Raw genomic sequence first — 20,292 nt, forward strand, 5'->3', positions numbered from 1 at the left:
ACCTGCTTGGTCGTCAGATGCACGCCGGTTACCACGCGTAGCGAACGGCGCCCTTCCGGCGTAGGAATAGTCTAACCCGGAAAATGGCAGGCAACACGGTGATCGTCGCCCGCGGAGCGAGGCTGCGGATGCGTCTGCGCACAGACCGGCTGAGCGATCGGACAGCGTGTGTGAAACCGGCAACCGCTTGGCGGATTTCTCGCGCTTGGCATGTCGCCACCGAGGATCGCCGGACTTTGGCCCTCTCTACGCTGCCGGCGCGGCATCGCGGCCAGCAGAGCCCTCGTATAGGGATGTCGCGGGCTCTCATAGACGTCCTTGCATGGCCCGATTTCCGCGATCTCGCCGAGATACATCACCGCGACCCGATCGGATACGTGGCGTACGACCCGTAGATCGTGCGAAACGAACAGATAGGTCAGTCCGAAATCCCGTTGCAAGTCCATCAGCAGGTTGACGACCTGGCCCTGGATCGACACATCCAGCGCCGAGACTGGCTCGTCGCACACGACGAATTTCGGATCCGACACGAGCGCACGTGCGATACCGATGCGCTGGCGCTGGCCGCCGGAGAACTCGTGGGGAAAGCGGTCGGCCATGTTGCGATCGATGCCCACGCTCTGCAGCAGCGACAGCACCTTGTCCTTCCGCTCGGTAGCGGGCCGGCCCATGATCCTGAGCGGCTCATCGACGATGTCCGAGATCCGCATGCGCGGATTGAAGGCGCTGCCGGAGTCCTGGAAGATCAGCTGAAAACTCGGCCGCGCCCGACGGAGGGTTTCGCCGGACATGGCGGCGAGATCGCGTCCATCGAATCCGATCGATCCCGACGTCGGTTCGATCAGGCGCAGCAGCAGCCGCCCTAGGGTGGACTTGCCGCAACCAGACTCGCCTACGAGGGCAAGCGTCTCGCCACGCCGGATGTCGAAGGACACGTCCGCAACGGCCTGAACTACGTTCGTGCTCTTGCCCCAGGCATTGGCGGCGCCCGGAAAGTTCTTCTTGAGACCGCGGACCTCGATCAGCGGACCGGTATCGTCCATCTCAAAGCTCCCGGTTGTTGCAATCGTGGACCGGATGGAAGCAGGCGACCTGCCGCCGGCTCGCCGCGTCGGTCGCCGCAAGGCCTGGAACCGCCCGCTCGCATTGCGCGCCTTTTCGCTCGCAGCGGGGAAGGAACCAGCAACCGGGCATCGCTGTGCGCGGATTCGGGACGTTGCCGGGAATCGTCAGCAACCGCTCACCGTCGGCGTCGATATCGGGAATGCTGGCGAGCAGACCCTGCGTATAGGGATGCCGCGGATCCGCGAGCACCTCCTCGACCGTGCCGCTCTCGACGACGCGGCCCGCATACATGACGATCACCTCGTCGGCGAACTCGGAAACGACACCGAGATCGTGCGTGATGATGATGACCGACATGCCCGTGCGCCGCTGGATCCCGCGCAAGAGCTCGATGATCTGCGCCTGAATAGTGACATCGAGCGCGGTTGTCGGTTCGTCGGCGATTAGGATGTCGGGCTCGCAGCTCAGCGCCATGGCAATCATGACGCGCTGGCGCATCCCGCCGGACAACTGGTGCGGATAGCTGCGCATGACCTGTTCGGCGGCGGGAATTCCTACCAGTTCGAGCAGTTCGATCGCGCGCTGCCGCGTCGCTGCGCGATCGAGCGCGAGATGATACCGGATCGGCTCGCTGAGCTGATAGCCGATCGTCAGCAGCGGATTCAGGGACGTCATCGGCTCCTGAAAGATCATCGCCATCTGCTTGCCGCGGACTTCGTTCATCTCGGCTTCGGCCAGCGCGCCGATGTCCGCATCCCCGAACAGTATCTGCCCTTCGATGCGGGCCGACCGGCGCGGCAGCAACTGCATCAGCGACATGGCGGTCGCGCTCTTGCCACATCCGGATTCACCGACGATGGCCAGCACCTTTCCTCGCGCAAGGTCGAAGTCGACGCCCTTGACCGCGAGTGCGGCGCCGTGGCGGGACAGGAACGTGACCTTGAGGTCGCGCACCGACAGCAGGCGGTCGTTACCAATGCCGCCGCCTTCCAGGCGAGCTCGCGTCATCAGCTCTTGGGATCCAGCCATTCTCGCAGTCCGTTGCCAAGGATGTTGATGGTGAGAACCAGCGTGACGGTGGCGATGCCGGCGGAATTGGCGATCCAGGGAGCGAGGAACAGCCGGTCCCGTCCCTCCGCCAGGATGTTTCCCCAGGTTGCCGCCGGCGGAGGGACGCCGAGCCCGAGGAAGGACAGCGCGGTCTCCTGCAGGATCATCTGCCCGACCTGCAGGGTCGCGACCACTGTCAGCACCGGCACGAGTTGCGGCAGGATGTGACGTAGCATGATGTATCCGCTGCGCCCGCCGAAAGAGACCGCGGCTTCGACGAATGGACGCTCGCGCAGGCTGCGTGTCAGCCCGAACATGATGCGCGCATAGACCATCCAGCCCGAGATCCCGAGCACCACGATCAGATTGAGAAAACTCCCCCCGAGCGCGGCGACGAACAGGATGGCGAGCAGGACGTCCGGAAACGCCGTCTGCGCGTCGACGGTCCGCATGATGACCTCCTCGGTCTTACCTCCGACATACCCGGCGAGCACGCCGGCGGTCGTTCCGATCAGCATCGAGAGTACGACGGAAGCGACCCCGACCAGGATCGAGAGGCGCGATCCGAAGATCAGGCGGGACAGGATATCGCGGCCGTAGCTGTCGGTTCCGAGCGGGAAGCGCCACGAGCCACCCGTCATCCATATCGGCGGCTTGAGCCGGAAGACCACCTGCTGCTGGTAGGGATCATGCGGCGCGACCAGCGGCGCGAAGATCGCAGCCAGGACGATGACCAGGATGACCGTGGTTCCGATCGCGATCTTTGCTTTCGACGCAGTCATGGATCAGGCCTCGCGAATGCGGGGGTCGAGCAGCGAGAGTGCGATGTCGACCAGGAGATTGGCGAGCACGATCGCGATGCACATTATGCAGATCGCGGCGATCACCACCGGGATATCCCGCTGAAAGATGCTGGAGACCATCAGACGGCCGATGCCCGGCCAGGCAAAGATGCTCTCGGTAATGATCGAGCCGCCGATCAGCTTGCCGAGTTGCAAGCCGAGGAAGCTCAGGATGGGATTGAGCGTGTTCGGCAGCACATGCACCAGCAGCACGCGCACCGGCGGAATCCCCTTGGCCCGCGCGGTCACCACGAACTGCTCATTGCAGGTCTCGATCACGCCGGTGCGCGTGATAAGGATAAAGTTCGGGATCAGATAGGCGGCCAAGGTCAGCGCCGGCAGCACGATATGGGCCAAGCCGCTTTGCCCCGACGTTGGCAGCCAGCCGAGCCGGAGCGCGAAGAGCTGGATCAGCAGGATGCCGAGCCAGAAGCTCGGCATCGACTGGCCAAGCACGGCCAGAAAGGAAATCAGCAGATCGGCCGGCCTGTCGCGGCGGAGCGCTGCGACCGCGCCGCCGACGATGCCGAGGACCACCGCCAACCCGAGCGCGACCGCGACCAGTTGGAGCGTGTTGCCGAGGCGATCAATCACCACTTCGAGCGCGGGAACGCCGAACTGCAGGGACTCTCCGAAATCGCCCTTGACGACGTCGCGAAGGTAGATTCCGAACTGCACGATCAGGGGCCGGTCGAGGTGGAGCTTTTGCGTCAACGCCTCGACCTGCTCCGGTGTCCGGTTCATGTCGAGATAGATGTCGATGGGATTGCCGGTCAACCGCATCACGCTGAAGGTGACGAACAGCACCAGCAGCAGTGACACCGGAAGATAGCGAAGTCGCCGCCACAGATATCCGAACATCGAAGGCTCCGCTATGCTAGGCTTTTCGTCAGTTCAGCTTGGCCTTGCCGAGCCTGAGCACGCGATCGGCGGGCGCCTCGAAACCGGTCAGCTTCTTGCTGACGCCGTAGATGGTGGGGACGCCGAACAGGAACATCGACGGATTTTCCGCATGCATGATCTCGTCCATGCGCGCGTAGGCCGCCTTACGTGCCGCGGCATCGTTAGTGGAGCGCGCGGCCACGAACAGCTTGTCGAACTCCGCGTTGCTCCAGGCCGTGCGGCGGTTGTTGCCGGTGTACCAGGTGAGAGCGAAATCGGCATCGCCGAAGGAATACCAGCCTATCATGTAGATCGGGCCGAGGTCGCGCGCCGGCGAGCCGAGATTCTTCAGGAAGATGCCTGGCTCCATGATGTTGATGCTGACCTTGACGCCGACATCGTTCAGCATGCCGGAGACCGCGTTGGCGATGTCGACGTCAGAGAGGTAACGGCCGGACATGGTCGAGATAGTGGTCGAGAACCCGTTGGGATAGCCAGCCTCCGCCAGCAGCTGCTTGGCCTTCGCTGGGTCGAACGGCCGCGCCTTGAGGGCAGGGTTATGACCGAACGTGTTCGAGGTGAGCAGCTGCCCCTGCAGGACTTCGCCCTTGCCTTTGAGGATCTCTTTGAGGATCAGCTCCTTGTCCACGGCATAGTCGAGCGCCTCGCGAACCCTGGGATTGTCGAACGGCGCCTTGGTCACGTCGTAGGTGAGCACCAGGCCGACGCTGGTGTTGACGCTGTCGACCTTGAGGCCGGCGCTGCCCTCCACCTGCTGGACGAGATCGACGGGGAGCTCTTCGACGATCTGCGTCTCTCCTGCGAGGAGAGAGGATATCCGCGTTGCGGCCTCGGGAATTGAGCGGAGCGTGACGCTGTCGATCGATGGCTTGCCGCCGAAATAGCCGGGATTGGCCTTGAGCTCGATGCGATCGCCTGGCGTGTAGCGGCTGAACTCGAACGGACCGGTCCCGACCGGCTTGCGGCGCTGGCCTTCGACGCCGACCTTCTCCGCATAGGCCTTCGGCTCGATCAGGATGTCGGCAAGCGCGACGGGAAGCGTGGGGAATGGCTTTGCCGTCACAATGTCGACGGTCGCGGGATCGACGATCTTGACGTCGGTGATTGCGCTGATGCGCCCGGCCATGCCGTAGGCGCTCTTAGGATCGAGCGCATGGTCGAGCGTATATTTGACGTCCTCGGCCGAGAATGCCGAACCGTCGTGGAATTTGACGCCCGAGCGCAGGTGGAAGCGGGTCGTGGTGTCGTCGATCGTCTCCCACGTCTCGGCGAGGTTCGGGACGATCTTGCCGGCATTATCGCGAGCGGTCAGGCCGTCCATCATCTGCCGGTTCACGTTCAACGACACGTTGGTCGACAGCCCGGGCTGAAGCGATTCCGGAAAACTGGCAAGACCGACCGACAAGGTCTCGGCCTGCACTGATGCGGCCACACAACCGATCGCGGCCGAAGCAAGTAACGCTTTCAAAGGCGCCCACATGACAACTCTCCCCGTTGACTGAGGGGAACGTGACAGAGGGACGGAAAATCGTCAAGAATATTTGATGATCTTACGCGTAAATTACATGCAAATTATAGATATGGAGCGCGCGGCCGCTTCCCGGCAAGTCGTCGGCCGGGCCTTCGCGCGACAGCGCGCCTTCTTATCCGAGGTCGATTTCCTCGCCGACGTTCAGCGATGATGCGTTCCGCGCGGCCTGCTCATAGATGCCGGAAATGGTCCTGAGCACGCTGGCGAGGCGGTCGAGATCGAGGTCGTCGGCCGACAGCATCGCGACGGCGTCGAGCAGGAAATTCGAGCGGACGGCCGCATAGCGCTTGTAGAGATCCCGCCCTCCGGAGGTCAGCTGAAACAGCGTCTCCTTACCGAGACGCTGGCTGTCGACGAGATGGGCGGTCGCAAGTTTTTTAAGCGCGTATTGGACGGTGTAGGTGTCCTCGATCTTCAACGCGAAGGCGATGTCGGCGGCGCGGACCCGCTGGTCGCGCGAGTTCAGAAAGCCGATGATGAGCAGGTCGAACGAGGAGAAGCGGCCGGCCCCCACCGCGGCGCCGCAACGGACCGTCCATTGCGAAAACGCGTTGTGCACGACCACGAGCGCAAGCTCGAACTGGGTCATCGATCTTGCTCTCGGATCGACGGGCATGTCGGAGGCCTTGCCTGGCTGTGTGGTCTTGTTTGATCCCTGCTTCGCTCGCGCCAACTCGGCATCTCCCCTTGCATCAGGAAGTGCCTGTATAGCGGCTTCGTTCGCCTCGGCAACCGGCGAAGCAGGGATGGTTTTGATCGAGGCCGCCGCCTACATGGCGATGGGCTCTCCGATCACCGGGATCTGCTTCGGCGCAAAGCCCATCGTGAGGAGGCGCGGACCGTTGGCGGTGACCACGAACAGGTCCTCCAGATGATAGGTCTCGCCGGCGGAATCGGTGATCAACGGCTCGATATTGATGACCATGCCCTCTTCGAGCTTGCGTTTCTCGCCGGGCCGCAGCAGGGGACTCTCGTGCAGTTCGACGCCCAGGCTGTGCCCGATATGCGGCATCGTGAATTTCAGCCCGGCCTGTTCGAAGCGCTGCTTGCAGTAATGGAAGGGCTCTTCGGCCGTCATGCCGGGGCGCACCATGGCGATGGTGGCCGTTTGAATGTCCCATAGCGCCGCGTAGGTGTCGGATTGCTGCGCCGTGGGTTTGCCTGTGGAATAGGTTCGCGCCAAGTCGCTGCACCAGGCGCCGTAGGTTCCGGCGACGTCGAGTCGGATGATCTCGCTCAGCTGCGTGACCTTCTCGCTGGCGAGCGCATGGGTTTGCGACGACCGCTTGCCGGTGCCGAACACCAGGAAGCGGATGCCGTCGGCGCCGTTGTTGATGATGCCGGTCGCGATCCGGTTGGCCATCGTGCGCTCGGTCTCGCCCAGCTTCGAGGCGGCCATGGCGTGAAGGACGGCGTGGTGGGTCTGTTTGGTTGTCTTCTCGAGATAGGCGACTTCATCGCCCGACTTGATCGCGCGTACGGTCGAGATCGTCGGATGCGTGTCGACCAGTTCGATCTCCGGCAGCAGGCTGCGCAGCCGCAGGAACGAATTAACCGGCAGATAGTCGAGATCAATCCCGACCTTGCCTGAGGCAATGCCCATGTCCTTCAGCAGCGCGACAAGCGCGTCGGCCGGCTCGTCGACGAACTCGGTGTAGACCCTGATTTCCTGGATCCAGCTCTCGATCTGCATCTGCTGGCGCTCAATGCTGCAGACCAGCACAGCCGGCTCGCCCTTTGCTGGCAGCACGGCAAAAGCCTGGCGCGGCCGGATGTCGCGCACGGTCATGATGTAGGCCCCTGTCGCGTAAGCGAAGTTCTCGGGGCTCATCGCAACGACCGCTTCGAGGCCTCTTGCCGCCGCTAGCCGTTTCAGAGAGCTCAAATTTGGGAGGGGATAGGGCGATGCTTCGTCGAAAGACATCAGTTAGTTTCCTTATGTTTTTTATATATTTCATATGTAATTTATCAATATTTCATTGTCAACGTAACGTATATGCCAGGCCGGACAGCGGCCTCGACCCCGGGGCGATCTCCTGTTTGATGGGCCTTTGACGTTGCCGGCGCCGTCGCTTCTGCCCCTGGTAACGTCGGACCGATGACGATGGCTTGTCTGATGGAGAATATCCTGAAAGCTGCTGGAGCCAGGTCAGCACAAATACAACGTCTGCTTCGGCTCACAACCTGCCGATCACATTCTAGATGGCGGACTTCCGCTTTGCGTTGGTAAGCCGACGATTATGAGTACACGCCCTACTCCACAAGCAGCACGTCGACGGCGACGCCGAGCTTCTGCTTGTGCGAGCCGACGATGATGCCGTCGACCGGCGAGACGTCGGAGAAATCGCGGCCGACGGCAAGCACGATGTGATCGTTGCCGATGAGGACATCGTTGGTCGGGTCGAGATCGATCCACCCAAGCTCAGCCCCGCACCACAGCGACACCCAGGCATGGGTGGCGTCGGCGCCCTGCAAACGGGGCTGACCCGGCGGAGGAATGGTGCGCAGATAGCCGCTGACATAGGCCGCCGGCAGCCCGAGCCCGCGCAGCCCCGCGATCATCACATGGGCAAAATCCTGACAGACGCCGTGACGCTTGTCGAAGACCTCGTCGAGCGGCGTCGAGATCACCGTCGCCTTGGGATCGTAACGAAACTGGTTGCGGATGCGGTGCATCAGATCGACCGCGCCTTCGAGGATACCCACGCCCGGCGCAAAGCTCTCCGCCGCGTAAGCGCTGACCGGGCGGAGCACCGGCACCAGGGGGCTTGCGAAGACGTAACCGACGGGCGAGGCCGGTCCGAGGCTCGTCGCCTCGAAGGCCAGGTCGCGAATGCTCTCCCAGGGCGGGCTGAGCGCATCACGTGCCGGCGGCTGGCGCGACACCGAGACACGTGAACGCGAGTCGATGCGCAGATTGCGATGCGCGGCTTCGATCACGACGCTCTCGGTCAGCGCGCCGAAGAAATCGCGCCGCACGGTGCGCTCGGCCGGGCGTGGATGGATCTCGACATCGTGCGAGATCAGCTCCTGGCCGTCGCCGCTCCGGGGCTCCAGCCGCAGCGTGCAGCGGGCGAAGCTGACGGGATTCTCGTACTCGTAGGTGGTGACGTGACGGATGTCGTAGATCACGCCAGCCCCGTCAGCTTTTCCGGCCGGCTGGCATTGGGACCGTGCGGGAAATAGTGCTGCCCGATCGCCTCGGCGAGGCTGAGCAGATCCTGCTCCAGTGCGAACAGGGTCTTGACCTCGAGCCTCTCGGCCTCCGCGGTCGCGAGCATCGCCTGCATCGCCACCGCGAGACGTTGCGGCTTCTCGATCAGCCCGTGCTCCTTCAGGCTCGGCAGCGCGGCAATGTGCTCGTTCAGCGTCGTCACCTGGAACGCCACCGATCGCGGATTGTAGCCGTCGAGCACGGCGAGGTCGCGCACCGGGGCCAGGATCGGCGCCAGCAGATAACGCGAGCGGTAGGTGATCTGGCAATCCACCAGCGTCAGCAGGATGTCGAGATCCTCGTCGCCGGCCTCGTCATAGGCGAATTGGCGCGCGAAGCGCGTGGTGTTGATGGCGCGTTCCGTGCGGCGTCCGATGTCGAGGAAACGCCAGCCGGCGGCGCGATTCATGTTCTCCTGCGCGAGGCCTGCGAAGCTCGCAAGCTCCTGCAGGGTCAGCTCGGCTGCGCTCAGCACACCGTCGTCGTCCTCCACTTCGTTGGCCAGCCGCTCGGCCATCTCGGTGATGACCTGCCAGGCATCGGGCGACAGCCGCTCGCGCAAGGAGGTGGCGGTGCGCTGGGCCGCGCGCACCAGCGACAATGCCGAGCCGAAGCGCTCCGCGCTCTGCAACGCTTCGGCCGCGATGCGGCCGGGAGCCGCCCGCGACGTCTGCGAGATCGCGCCCCAGGCCACCAGCAGCCGCTGGATGCGTTCGGCCGATTGCACCGAAGCCGCGGTGCCCTTGTTGGGCCCGCTCGGCGAGCCCAGCGCGCGCACCAGCCGCAGCGTCGCCTCGGCGCGTTCGAGGTAGCGGCCGAGCCAGAACAGATTGTCGGCGGCACGGCTCGGCAGCACGCCGGCGATGCGGCGGATGCGCACCTTGTCGGTCGCCGGCAGCAGCGTGGCGGTCGAGACCTGCTTGTCCGAGACCACCCAGACGTCGGCGGCGCGGGCACCGTCGCCCATCGACACCGCGCGGGCGTCCGGCTGCTCGGCGATCCGGCAGAAGCCGCCGGGCATGATGGCCCAGCCGTCGGGCGTGGCGGCCGCGAACACGCGCAGCACGAAGGGGCGCGGCGTGAGCTGTCCCTTCTCCCACACCGGCATGGTGGAGAGCCGCACCACTTCCTGGCCGACATAGTCCATGCCGCGCGCGGTGATGGCGTCGATCAGGCGCTGGCGGTCGGCGGCCTTCAGCTCGCTCGCGAGCACGGGACCATTGCTGTCGAAACCGGGAACGTCCCGCCGGTAGGCACCTTCGATCGCGACGTCGTCGAGCCGCGCCAGCACCTCGTCGCGCGCCGCACGCTGGCCGCACCACCAGGTCGCGATGTGCGGCATCTTCAAATCTTCGCCGAGCAGGCGGCGGCTGAGCGCCGGCAGAAAGCCGAGCAGCGCCCGCGCCTCCAGGACGCCCGAGCCCGGCATGTTGGCGACGACGACACCGTCCTTGCGCAGCACGTCGATCAGACCGGGGACCCCGAGCCGCGAGGAGGCATCGAGCTCGAGCGGATCGAGCGAGTTGGAATCGACCCGGCGCAAGAGCACGTCGAGCCGCTTGAGGCCGGCGACGGTGCGGATGTGGACGCGGTTGTCGCTGACGGCGAGATCGTCGCCCTCGACCAGCAGGAAACCGAGATAGCGCGCCAGCGTCGCATGCTCGAAATAGGTCTCGCTGAAGCTGCCGGGGGTGAGAACGCCGATCCTGGGCTCGTCGCGGTCGGCGCGCGCGCGAAGGCTGTCGCGGAACGCCTCGAAGAACGGCGCGACGCGGGGCACGTTCATCGACTTGTAGAGATCGGAAAAGGCGCGCGACAGCACCAGGCGGTTCTCCAGCGCGTAGCCCGCGCCCGATGGCGCCTGGGTGCGATCGCCGAGCACCCACCAGCGTCCGTCCGGCCCGCGGCCGACGTCGGCGGCATAGATGGAGAGATAGCGCCCGCCCGGCGGCGGCACGCCGCAGACGGGACGGAGATATTCGGGGCTGCCGGCGACCGCGGCCGCCGGCAGCGCGCCTTCGGCAACGAGCCGGCCCTCGCCATAGATGTCGCGCAGCACGTGCTCCAGCAGCTCGGCGCGCTGGGTGATGCCGGCGCAAAGCTGCCGCCAGTCGGCCTCATCGATCAGAAGCGGCAGATGGCTGATCGACCACGGCCGGTCGGCGCCGTCGCCGGGCGCGCGGTAGGTGACGCCGGCCTCGCGCAGGTGGCGGTCGGCCATGCCGAAGCGCCGCTCGATCTCGTCGGGCGCCAGCGCGCCGAAGGCGTCGAAGAAGCGGCTCCAGACCGCGCGAGGGGTGCCGTCCGACGCCAGGAACTCGTCGGGAATGCCGGGCAGCCGGCTATAGTCGCGGACCCATTGCGCGAGGCGGCGCTGGGCTTCACGCCGATCCTGCGCCTTCCCCGCCTTGTCGTCCTGTTCGGCTGCGCCCTCGCCCATGCGCGTCTCCCTGCCCAAGCGCCATACTCATTGCAGGAGCGGGGTCCGCAAGTCGAGGGTCAGCGGAAACTCATTTGTGCGTTCCTCGGGCGGCGGCTGCATCGGTCCCGGGGTGTGGCCGTGATCCTGGAAGCGCGCCAGCCGTCGCGCCTCGGCCTCATAGGTGTTGACCGGCTTGGTGTCGTAGCTGCGCCCACCGGGATGAGCGACGTGGTAGACGCAGCCGCCGAGCGAGCGGCCGTTCCAGGTGTCGATCAGATCAAAGGTCAGGGGCGCGTGAACGGGGATGGTCGGGTGCAGGCCGGACGCCGGCTGCCAGGCCTTGAAACGGACGCCGGCCACGGCCTCTGCCGAGCGTCCGGTGGCGGTCATCGGCAGGCGGCGGCCGTTGCAGGTGACGATGTGACGGCCCTCGACGAAGCCCTCCGCCTTGACCTGGAGCCGCTCGACCGACGAATCGACGTAGCGCACAGTGCCCCCGGCCGAGCCCTCCTCGCCGAGCACGTGCCAGGGCTCCAGCGCCTGGCGCAGCTCCAGCGTCACGCCGCCATGATGAATGCGGCCGAAGGCGGGGAAGCGGAATTCGAGCTGGGCCAGATACCATTCCGGCTCGAACGGGTAGCCGAACTGCTTCAGCTCCGTGAGCACGTCCTGAAAATCTTCCCAGATGAAATGCGGCAGCATGAAGCGGTCGTGCAGCGCGGTGCCCCAGCGCACGAACTTGCCGGCCAGCGGCTCGCGCCAGAACTTTGCGATCAGTGCGCGGATCAGGAGTTGCTGCGCCAGCGACATGCGCGGATCCGGCGGCATCTCGAGTGCGCGGAATTCGACGAGTCCGAGCCGACCCGTCGGCCCTTCCGGCGAGTAGAGCTTGTCGATGCAGATCTCGGCGCGGTGGGTGTTGCCGGTGATGTCGACCAGCAGATGCCGGAACAGCCTGTCCACCAGCCACAGCGGCGTCTGGGTGCCCGGCGGCGGCACGTGCGAGAGCGCAATCTCGAGCTCGTAGATGCTGTCGTGCCGTGCTTCGTCGATCCGCGGCGCCTGGCTGGTCGGGCCGATGAACAGACCGGAGAAGAAATAGGACAGCGACGGATGCCGCTGCCAGTACAGCACGAGGCTCTTCAAGAGATCGGGACGGCGCAGGAAGGGCGAGTCCTGCGGGCTCGAGCCGCCGACCACGACGTGATTGCCGCCGCCGGTGCCGGTGTGACGGCCGTCGACCAGGAAGCGGTTTGCGCCGAGTCGCACCTTCGCCGCGTCCTCGTAGAGGCCGGAGGTGATCTCGACCGCGTCGCGCCAGCTCTTCGCCGGCTGGATGTTGATCTCGATGACGCCAGGGTCGGGGGTCACCTTGATGACCTCGATGCGCGGATCGAACGGCGGCGGATAGCCCTCGACATGGACCTGTAGCTGCATCTCCTCCGCGGTGGCTTCGAGCGCGGCGACCAGTTCGAGATAGTCCTCGATGCGTTCGACCGGCGGCATGAAGGCGCAGAGCACGCCGTCGCGGACTTCGACCGACATCGCGGTGCGCACCGGGACGGAGGTGTTGAGCTGCTCGGGCGCGGCCCGCGGCGGAGGCTCCGGACGCGCGGCGAGCGTGAACACCGGCAGCTTGTCCCGAGCCTCCATCTGGTCCTGCTCGACGATGTAGGGATATTGATCGGGCGGGACGTAACCGAGCGACCCGATCGGCAGGCGCAGGCCGAGCGGAGAATCGCCCGGCATCAGAAACAGATGATTGCGCCGGAGTTGCCATCGCTCGCTGCGCCAGCGCGGCGGCGCGTTCCAGCGCTGCACAGGCAGCACGAAGCCGCGCGGTGTGTTGAGGCCCTCGTCGAACACGCGCGCCATCCGCGCACGCGCTTCCGGATCCGAAAGCTTGGAGTCGGAGGGATCGACGTTGAAGGGAAGCTCGGCCTCCTTCTGGAGCCAGTACGCGGTGTCCTCATAGGCCGGGATGATGTAGCCGGGATCGAGGCCGAGCCGGGCCGCCGTGCCTTCCATGAAGGCCTCGGCGTCCTTCACCTCGGCCCGGCGCGGATTCTCGATTTTGGCAATGAGATCGGCGTTCTTCCAGATCGGTGCGCCGTCCTTGCGCCAGTACAGGCCAAAGGCCCAGCGCGGCAGGCTCTCGCCCGGATACCATTTGCCCTGGCCGTAATGCAAAAGGCCGCCCGGCGCAAAGCGCGTGCGCAAGCGGCGGATCAGATCGTCGCCGAGCGCGCGTTTGGTCGGGCCGACGGCTTCCGTATTCCACTCGCCCGCCTCGAGATCATCGACCGAGACGAAAGTCGGCTCGCCGCCCATGGTGAGGCGCACGTCCGCGCTCGCGAGGTCGCCGTCGACCTGCTCGCCGAGATCGTTGAGCCGCGCCCAGGATTCGTCGGAGAACGGCTTCGTGATGCGCGGCGCCTCGCGGATGCGCTTCACGCTCATGTCGAACGCAAACTCGACCTCGGCAAAACCCGCGCCACCGGAGATCGGAGCGGCCGAGCTATAGTGCGGCGTCGCGGCAACCGGGATGTGTCCCTCGCCGGCGAGCATGCCGGACGTCGCATCGAATCCGATCCAGCCCGCACCCGGAAGATAGACCTCGGCCCAGGCGTGCAGATCGGTGAAATCGTTCTCGACTTCCGGCGGTCCCTCGATCGGGTCGATGTCGGGACGGATCTGGATCAGATAGCCGGAGACGAAGCGGGCAGCGAGACCGAGATGGCGCATGGTCTGGATCAGGAGCCAGGCAGAGTCGCGGCATGAGCCTGCGCAGGAGGAAAGCGTCTCCTCCGGAGTCTGCACGCCCGGCTCCATGCGGATGATGTAGCGGACCTTCTTCTGGAGCTCGCGATTGAGATCGACCAGGAAATTGACGGTGTTCGGAGCTTCATGCGGGATCGTATCGAGAAACTTGGCGAACAGGCGATCGGGCTTGACGGTCTCGAGATAGGGCGCCAGCTCCGTCTTCAGGTCCTTCGGATATTCGAACGGAAAGCTGTCGGCATAAGGCTCGACGAAGAAATCGAACGGGTTGACCACGGTCATCTGGGCCGTGAAGTCGACCTCGAACTTCAGCTCGGTGGTCTTCTCCGGAAAGACGTAGCGGGCGAGCCAGTTGCCTTGCGGGTCCTGCTGCCAGTTCACGAAATGATTGGATGGCGTGACCTTGAGCGAATAGCTCAGGATCGGCGTGCGGGTATGCGGCGCCGGCCGCAGGCGGATGGTCTGCGGGCCAAGGTCGATCGGACGGTCGTATTTGTAGTGCGTGACGTGGTGTAGCGCGACGTAGATCGACACGGGGTGCGGTGCTCCAGCAGCTTTTTTGAGCAGAACACCTGAGGTCGGCGCGATCAAGCACTAACAACGGGCAGGCCGTGCCTATGAAGTATCCCGGTCGTCCCCTGGAGCGACCGCATACGACGTCAGAGTTGGCGCTCCAAAGCTTCTATGGCGTCATGGCCGGGCTTGTCCCGGCCATCCACGACCTTCTCTCGCGGTTCCCAAGAACGCGGATGCCCGGGACAAGCCCCGGGCATGACGAACTCTGGCGGGCAACGTCAGGCCGCCGAGGTCAGTCGCTGCAGAAACTGCGTCACCTCGCGCCGGAGCGTCTCGACCTCGCCATGGACGCGCTCGGAGGCGCTGTTGACGCGGCTTGCCACACGGCCGGTGTCGGCGGCGGCTTCGCTGATGCCGGTGACGTTGGAGGACACCTGCGTGGTGCTGGCCGAGGCCTCCTGGACGTTGCGGGCGATCTCGCGGGTGGCGAGGCCCTGCTGGTCGATGGAGGTTGCGATCGCGGCGGTGATCTCGTCGATCTCGGCGATGGTCTGCGCGATCGCCTCGACCGCCGCGACCGAGTTGGTGGTCGACTGCTGCATCTCGCCGACCTTGGCGCTGATCTCCTCGGTCGCCTTCGCGGTCTGGTTGGCGAGGCTCTTGACCTCGGAGGCCACCACCGCGAAGCCGCGGCCGGCTTCCCCTGCCCGCGCCGCCTCGATGGTGGCATTGAGCGCCAGGAGGTTGGTCTGCTCGGCGATCTCGCTGATCAGCCTGACGACGTCGCCGATCCGCAGCGCCGCGTCGGCGAGCGAGCGGATCTCGCTGCCGGCGCGATTGGCCTCGTTGACCGCCCGCCCCGTGCTCGCGGTCGAGCCGGCCACCTGACGGCCGATCTCTGCGATCGATGACGCCAGCTCCTCCGCCGCGCTCGCCACCGTCGCGACGTTGCTGGAGGCTTGATCGGACGCGCTGCGCACGCCGGAGGTCTGACGGCTCGTCGTCTCGGCCGCCGCGGCCATCTGGCCGGCGTCGGATTCGAGATCGGTCGCGGCGCTCATCAGGCCGCCGGCGACCTCATCGAGGTGTGTACCGAACTGCTTTGCGAGCTCCGCGATCTCGACGACGCGCCGGCCGAGGCTGTCGGTGCCCGAATTGATCACGGTGGCGGAACGGCGGAACGAGCCCGGCAGCCCGCGCGCCAGGATCTTGCGAAAATGCTTGCCGCGGCTGGCATAGTCCATCGACGCCGAGGCTTCGCGCACGAAGGCGTCGGTGATGTCGAGCATGTCGTTGACCGATTTCTGGATCATTCCGATGCGGCCGGGCTGCCGATCGCTGAACACACGCGCTTCCAGATCGCCATGGGCGGCCTTGCGGCACACCTCAGCGGCTTCATCGATCGCAGCCAGCGAACGGCGCTGATTCCAGAGCGTGTAGCCGAGCAGCGCCACGATGAAGCCAAGCAGCACGCTGGCAGGGACCGCGGTCAAGGCGCCGGCCACCGACAATGCGAGGGCCGCGGCGGCGAGCAGGCAGGCAAGGCCCGCAGCGGCTTGCGCCTTAGAGAGAGAGCACAAATTCATCGTAGGCGACACCGTTTTGCTTGAGCAGGCCGACCATCATCTCGAAGCTCGCGCGCATGCCGTCCTTGGCGTTGGCGTGGCGCGCCTCTTCGGCGCACAGCGCCTTGTAGATCGGCTTGATGCGCTCGATCTGCGCCGGATCGGGTTTGCGGCGGTTGGAGTGATAGCCGACGATGTCGCCGCGATCGTCGAGCGTCGGGGTGACGTGAGCGAGCACCCAATAATGGCTGCCGTCCTTGGCGAGGTTGACGACGTAGGCGAAGATCTCCTGCTTGGCCGCGAGCGTGTCCCACAACAGCTTGAAGACACAGCGCGGCATGTCCGGATGGCGGATCACGCTGTGGGGCGCGCCCAGCAGCTCCGTCCAGGAGAATTTCGCCATGCGGATGAAGACGTCGTTGGCGTAGGTGATGCGGCCCTTGAGATCTGTCTTCGATACGATCAGTTCTTCCTCACCGAGGAGATTTTCCACCCCAGTGGGACGTATCGCTTGCATCTGTTCGAATCCTCGGACGAAGACCGGCCCGCAACGTTGCGGAGCCGCATCACTGCCTGTCTACGACAACAGTGTTAACCAGATGTAATCCCGGGAACCCCTGCGCGACCTCCTGCCTCCGTATCACTACTGACCGAACGATCGTTGCACCTTGCAACATCACTCGCGTCGCGGATGTCACCGACGCCTCTGTCTGAGCGGCCCTTGATTGCGCTCGCGCGACGGCGTTCGCCCAACGCGACTTACATCGTCGCGCCGAGCACCCAGGGCGCGAACTCGGCGCCGCCGAAATCGAAGCTCTCGCTCTTTGTCGGCTGTCCCGAGGCGGTCTTGAGGATGAGATCGAAGATGCGCTGGCCGCATTGCTCGACGCTCTCCTCGCCTTCGAGGATGGTGCCGCAATTGACGTCCATGTCCTCTTCCATGCGCATGTACATTGGCGTGTTGGTGGCGAGCTTGATCGAAGGCGCCGGCTTGCAGCCGAACACGCTGCCACGCCCCGTGGTGAAGCAAACGAGATTGGCGCCGCCGGCAACCTGTCCGGTCGCAGCGACGGGATCGTAGCCCGGCGTGTCCATGAAGACGAAACCCTTCTTGGTGACGGGCTCGGCGTAGCGCAGCACCTCGACGAGATTTGTGGTGCCGGCCTTCGCCATCGCGCCGAGCGATTTCTCCAGAATAGTGGTGAGGCCGCCCGCCTTGTTGCCGGGGCTCGGATTGGCGTTCATCTCGGCGCCTTCCCGCTCGGTGTATTCGTCCCACCAGCGCATGAGATCCACCAGCTTCTCGCCGACCTCGCGGCTGACGGCGCGGCGCGTGAGCAGATGCTCCGCGCCGTAGGTCTCCGGGGTCTCCGACAGGATCACGGTACCGCCATGGCGCACGATGAGATCGCTGGCCGCACCCAGCGCCGGATTGGCGGACACGCCGGAATAGCCGTCAGAGCCGCCGCATTGCAGCGCCACGGTCAGCTCGCTCACCGGCACGGTTTCGCGCTTGACGCTGTTGGCGTCGGCCAGCGCCTCGCGCACGAAAGCAATGCCGGCCTCCACCGTCTTGCGGGTGCCGCCGACCTCCTGGATGTCCATCGCGCGCAGGCGGCCGGCGAGCTTCTGCTCTTCCATCAGCCCGCCGATCTGGTTCACCTCGCAACCGAGGCCGAGCACGATGACGTGAGAGAAATTGACGTGCCGCGCATAGCCGCCGAGCGTGCGGCGAAGCAGCGCCAGCGGCTCGTTCTGCGTCATGCCGCAGCCGGTCTTGTGGGTCAGCGCGACCACGCCGTCGACATTGGGGAAGTCGGCCAGCGGGTTGTCGCCGGTGAAGGGATTCTTCTTGAAGACATCGGCGACGAGGCTCGCGACGTGCGCGCTGCAATTCACCGAGGTGAGGATGCCGATATAGTTGCGCGTGGCGACGCGGCCGTCCGGACGGCGGATACCCTCGAAGGTCGCCGGCAGGTCGAAGTTCGGCGTCGGCTTCACGTCGACGCAGAAGGCATAGTCCTTGGCGAAATCGCCCATGCCGCAGTTCTGCACGTGCACGTGCTGGCCCGCCGCGATCGGCACCGTGGCAAAGCCGATGATCTGGCCGTAGCGCTTGATTGGTTCGCCCACCGCGATCGGCTTGATCGCGACCTTGTGGCCGGAGGGAATGCGATCGACCGCCGTCACGCCGTCGGCGACCACCGTTCCCGGCGGCAGGCTCGCGCGCGCGATCACCACACCATCATCGGGATGCAGGCGAATGACGGGGCTGATGGTCATGGGAGTCTCCTTCGGAGGCGAATGGTGAGTAGCGAATGGAAAAGGGAGCGGCGCTATTCGCCACTCCCTATTCGCCATTCGCCCGGAGCTCAGGCCTTGCCGCCTGAATCCTTGCGGGTGGCGTTCACCTGCATCTTGGCGTAGGTCGTCATCAGGCCGACCTCGTTCGACAAGGTCACCAGCTTGAAGCCCATGTTGATGGCGCGCGCCGCGCCCTCCGCGCCGCTGCAGTGGATGCCGGGATTGAGGCCGCGCTTGCCGCACTCCTTGATGATCTTTTCGTAGATCGCGAGGATCTCCGGCTCGCTGCGGTCGAGCTTCGGTTCGAGGCCATAGGAGAAGCCGAGATCGGACGGGCCGATATAGACGCCGTCGATGCCTTCGACGTCGAGGATCGCTTCCATGTTCTCGACCGCGGTCCTGGTCTCCATCATCGGCAGCAGCACGATCTCGTCGTTGGCCGTCTTCTGGTAGGAGCCCGCGGTACCGTACATGCCGGCGCGGATCGGGCCGTTGGAGCGGACGCCCTTGGGCGGGTACTTCGAATACGAGACGAGGTTCCGGGCTTCCTGCGGCGTGTTGACCATCGGGCAGATCACGCCATAGGCGCCGCCGTCCAGCACCTTGCCGATGATGCCGGGCTCGTTCCAGGGCACGCGGACCATCGGGGTGATCGGGTGCTTGTCCATGGCCTGGAAGCACTGCACCATCGACAGGTAGTCCTGCACGCCGTGCTGCATGTCGACCGTGACGCTGTCAAAGCCGCATTGCGCGATCATCTCGGCCGAGAAGCCGGAGGGTATCGCCAGCCACGCGTTGACCACGGCCTTGCCCGACTTCCAGATCTCTTTGACTTTGTTCGCCACGTTGCCTTCCTTCTTTGTTGATCTCACTCACTGTCATAGCGAGCCCACCGGGTCCGCGCAAAGCGCGGCCAGATGACAGGGCCGCGCAAAGCAATCCAGAACCTCTTCGAGATGACACTCTGGATTGCTCCGTCACCGGCGCACCTCGCAATGACGAATCCCTCTAAGCCGTCGCCCTCTGGATGCTGACTTCGCTGACGCCGACCTCGCGGGCGGTGTTCACTATTGCCGCCCAGGTGTCATCCGGCAAGGGGATGCCGTTTTGGGTCCGCTCAGCGCGGGTGCTCCGCTCGGGATCGCCCGGAATCAGCACCTGATCGACCCCGGCCATCGGCTTGGTGGCGCGGATGAAATCGACATAGCGAGAGACTTCGGCGTCGAAAATGTTCGAGGTGTCGACCACCTTCGGATCGACATAGAACGCCAGCATGCCATTGGCAAAGCGTCGCCCGCCCGAGGTGGCGCCGGTACCGGTCAGCGCCCCGCCCAAGAGTTCGCACATGAAGGCTAGGCCCGATCCCTTGTGCTCGCCAAAGGCGCGGATCGCACCCGTTCCCCTGGTGTGGTCGCGCGGCCCGTCCGGCGTGTAGGGACCGTAGAGCACGCCCGGATCCTCGCTCAAGGTCCCGTCGGAATCCACCAGCGCGCCTTTGGGCAGCTTCTTGCCGCCGCGGCTCGCAACCAGCACCTTGCCCTCGGCGACGACCGAGGTCGCAAAATCCAGCACGATCGGATCCTGCCCCTCGCGCGGGATGCCGACGCAATAGGGCGCGGTCGACAGCCGCTTCTCGACGCCGCCGAACGGAGCGACCAGCAGCGAGCCTGCGGCATTGACGAAATGCACCGAGACGAGACCTTCGGCCGCGGCCATCTCGGCCCAGTCGCCGACGCGGCCGATATGGCCGGCGTTGCGCAGCGCGACCGCGGCAAGCCCAGCCTTCCTGCATTTCTCGATGCCGATCCGGACTGCCTGAGGCGTGACGGTCTGGCCGTAGCCGAACTTGCCATCGACCACCGCGAGCGAGGGCGTGTCGAGCACGACCTCCGCGTTCTGATTTGGGACGACCGAGCCGGTCTTCTGCCATCGGATATAGACGGGAACGCGGATCACGCCATGACTATCATGGCCGGTCAGGTTCGCCGTGGTCAGATAGGTGGCGATACGCCGGGCTTCCTCCGGAGAGGACTGCGCATGCGCAAACACTTCGGTGACGAAGTCGATCAGCTTCTGGACCTGAATGGTGACCATGACGG

General features: G+C 65.2%; 15 protein-coding genes. All 15 read right to left on the minus strand.

Annotated features, from left to right (window positions below; genetic code table 11):
• Nucleotides 1–71: 71 nt before the first annotated feature.
• A complete protein-coding gene (locus ACYCVF_RS27670; protein WP_459601703.1) occupies nucleotides 72–1,043 on the minus strand; it encodes an ABC transporter ATP-binding protein in 972 nt (323 codons plus the stop codon).
• Between the two features lies 1 nt (nucleotide 1,044).
• On the minus strand, nucleotides 1,045–2,094 hold the full coding sequence (locus tag ACYCVF_RS27675) for an ABC transporter ATP-binding protein (RefSeq protein ID WP_459601705.1): 1,050 nt from the start codon (nucleotides 2,092–2,094) through the stop codon (nucleotides 1,045–1,047).
• The gene (locus ACYCVF_RS27680; protein ID WP_459601707.1) at nucleotides 2,073–2,897 is read right to left on the minus strand and encodes an ABC transporter permease; all 825 of its coding nucleotides are present in this window, start codon (nucleotides 2,895–2,897) and stop codon (nucleotides 2,073–2,075) included. The genes ACYCVF_RS27675 and ACYCVF_RS27680 overlap by 22 nt, the downstream gene beginning before the upstream one ends.
• A 3-nt stretch (nucleotides 2,898–2,900) precedes the next feature.
• Nucleotides 2,901–3,818 carry an ABC transporter permease gene (locus ACYCVF_RS27685; RefSeq protein ID WP_459601709.1) on the minus strand — a complete coding sequence of 306 codons (918 nt, stop codon included), beginning with the start codon at nucleotides 3,816–3,818 and terminating at the stop codon, nucleotides 2,901–2,903.
• Nucleotides 3,819–3,846: 28 nt separating this feature from the next.
• The gene (locus ACYCVF_RS27690; RefSeq protein WP_459606688.1) at nucleotides 3,847–5,340 is read right to left on the minus strand and encodes an ABC transporter substrate-binding protein; all 1,494 of its coding nucleotides are present in this window, start codon (nucleotides 5,338–5,340) and stop codon (nucleotides 3,847–3,849) included.
• 163 nt (nucleotides 5,341–5,503) lie between these two features.
• Entirely contained in the window at nucleotides 5,504–5,980 is a 477-nt protein-coding gene (locus ACYCVF_RS27695; RefSeq protein ID WP_459601713.1) for a winged helix DNA-binding protein, read from the minus strand.
• Between the two features lie 180 nt (nucleotides 5,981–6,160).
• A complete protein-coding gene (locus ACYCVF_RS27700; RefSeq protein WP_459601715.1) occupies nucleotides 6,161–7,315 on the minus strand; it encodes a M24 family metallopeptidase in 1,155 nt (384 codons plus the stop codon).
• A 329-nt stretch (nucleotides 7,316–7,644) separates the two neighbouring features.
• Nucleotides 7,645–8,523: a transglutaminase family protein gene (locus ACYCVF_RS27705; protein ID WP_459601717.1), complete on the minus strand. Its 879-nt coding sequence runs from the start codon at nucleotides 8,521–8,523 to the stop codon at nucleotides 7,645–7,647.
• Nucleotides 8,520–11,045 (minus strand): circularly permuted type 2 ATP-grasp protein, encoded by a 2,526-nt coding sequence (locus tag ACYCVF_RS27710; protein WP_459601719.1) that lies wholly within the window; start codon nucleotides 11,043–11,045, stop codon nucleotides 8,520–8,522. Before ACYCVF_RS27710 ends, ACYCVF_RS27705 begins: the two co-directional genes overlap by 4 nt.
• A 27-nt stretch (nucleotides 11,046–11,072) precedes the next feature.
• On the minus strand, nucleotides 11,073–14,342 hold the full coding sequence (locus ACYCVF_RS27715; RefSeq protein ID WP_459601721.1) for a transglutaminase family protein: 3,270 nt from the start codon (nucleotides 14,340–14,342) through the stop codon (nucleotides 11,073–11,075).
• Between the two features lie 260 nt (nucleotides 14,343–14,602).
• Nucleotides 14,603–15,910: a methyl-accepting chemotaxis protein gene (locus ACYCVF_RS27720; protein ID WP_459601723.1), complete on the minus strand. Its 1,308-nt coding sequence runs from the start codon at nucleotides 15,908–15,910 to the stop codon at nucleotides 14,603–14,605.
• Entirely contained in the window at nucleotides 15,888–16,406 is a 519-nt protein-coding gene (locus tag ACYCVF_RS27725) for a PAS domain-containing protein (RefSeq protein WP_459601725.1), read from the minus strand. Before ACYCVF_RS27725 ends, ACYCVF_RS27720 begins: the two co-directional genes overlap by 23 nt.
• A gap of 242 nt (nucleotides 16,407–16,648) precedes the next feature.
• Nucleotides 16,649–18,172, minus strand: coding sequence for a UxaA family hydrolase (locus tag ACYCVF_RS27730; protein ID WP_459601727.1), 1,524 nt, complete (start codon nucleotides 18,170–18,172; stop codon nucleotides 16,649–16,651).
• A gap of 89 nt (nucleotides 18,173–18,261) precedes the next feature.
• Nucleotides 18,262–19,038, minus strand: a complete 777-nt coding sequence (locus ACYCVF_RS27735; RefSeq protein ID WP_061020197.1) for an HpcH/HpaI aldolase family protein — start codon at nucleotides 19,036–19,038, stop codon at nucleotides 18,262–18,264.
• A gap of 163 nt (nucleotides 19,039–19,201) precedes the next feature.
• A complete protein-coding gene (locus ACYCVF_RS27740; RefSeq protein ID WP_459601729.1) occupies nucleotides 19,202–20,287 on the minus strand; it encodes a malate/lactate/ureidoglycolate dehydrogenase in 1,086 nt (361 codons plus the stop codon).
• Nucleotides 20,288–20,292: the final 5 nt, after the last annotated feature.

It is taken from the genome of Bradyrhizobium cedriense (assembly GCF_054602315.1).

Bases quoted from the DNA above. Each gene is read 5' to 3' on its own strand.
- ACYCVF_RS27670 (WP_459601703.1), bottom strand. From the start codon at position 1,043: ATGGACGATACCGGTCCGCTGATCGAGGTCCGCGGTCTCAAGAAGAAC.
- ACYCVF_RS27675 (WP_459601705.1), bottom strand. From the start codon at position 2,094: ATGGCTGGATCCCAAGAGCTGATGACGCGAGCTCGCCTGGAAGGCGGC.
- ACYCVF_RS27680 (WP_459601707.1), bottom strand. From the start codon at position 2,897: ATGACTGCGTCGAAAGCAAAGATCGCGATCGGAACCACGGTCATCCTG.
- ACYCVF_RS27685 (WP_459601709.1), bottom strand. From the start codon at position 3,818: ATGTTCGGATATCTGTGGCGGCGACTTCGCTATCTTCCGGTGTCACTG.
- ACYCVF_RS27690 (WP_459606688.1), bottom strand. From the start codon at position 5,340: ATGTGGGCGCCTTTGAAAGCGTTACTTGCTTCGGCCGCGATCGGTTGT.
- ACYCVF_RS27695 (WP_459601713.1), bottom strand. From the start codon at position 5,980: ATGACCCAGTTCGAGCTTGCGCTCGTGGTCGTGCACAACGCGTTTTCG.
- ACYCVF_RS27700 (WP_459601715.1), bottom strand. From the start codon at position 7,315: ATGTCTTTCGACGAAGCATCGCCCTATCCCCTCCCAAATTTGAGCTCT.
- ACYCVF_RS27710 (WP_459601719.1), bottom strand. From the start codon at position 11,045: ATGGGCGAGGGCGCAGCCGAACAGGACGACAAGGCGGGGAAGGCGCAG.
- ACYCVF_RS27720 (WP_459601723.1), bottom strand. From the start codon at position 15,910: ATGAATTTGTGCTCTCTCTCTAAGGCGCAAGCCGCTGCGGGCCTTGCC.
- ACYCVF_RS27725 (WP_459601725.1), bottom strand. From the start codon at position 16,406: ATGCAAGCGATACGTCCCACTGGGGTGGAAAATCTCCTCGGTGAGGAA.
- ACYCVF_RS27730 (WP_459601727.1), bottom strand. From the start codon at position 18,172: ATGACCATCAGCCCCGTCATTCGCCTGCATCCCGATGATGGTGTGGTG.
- ACYCVF_RS27740 (WP_459601729.1), bottom strand. From the start codon at position 20,287: ATGGTCACCATTCAGGTCCAGAAGCTGATCGACTTCGTCACCGAAGTG.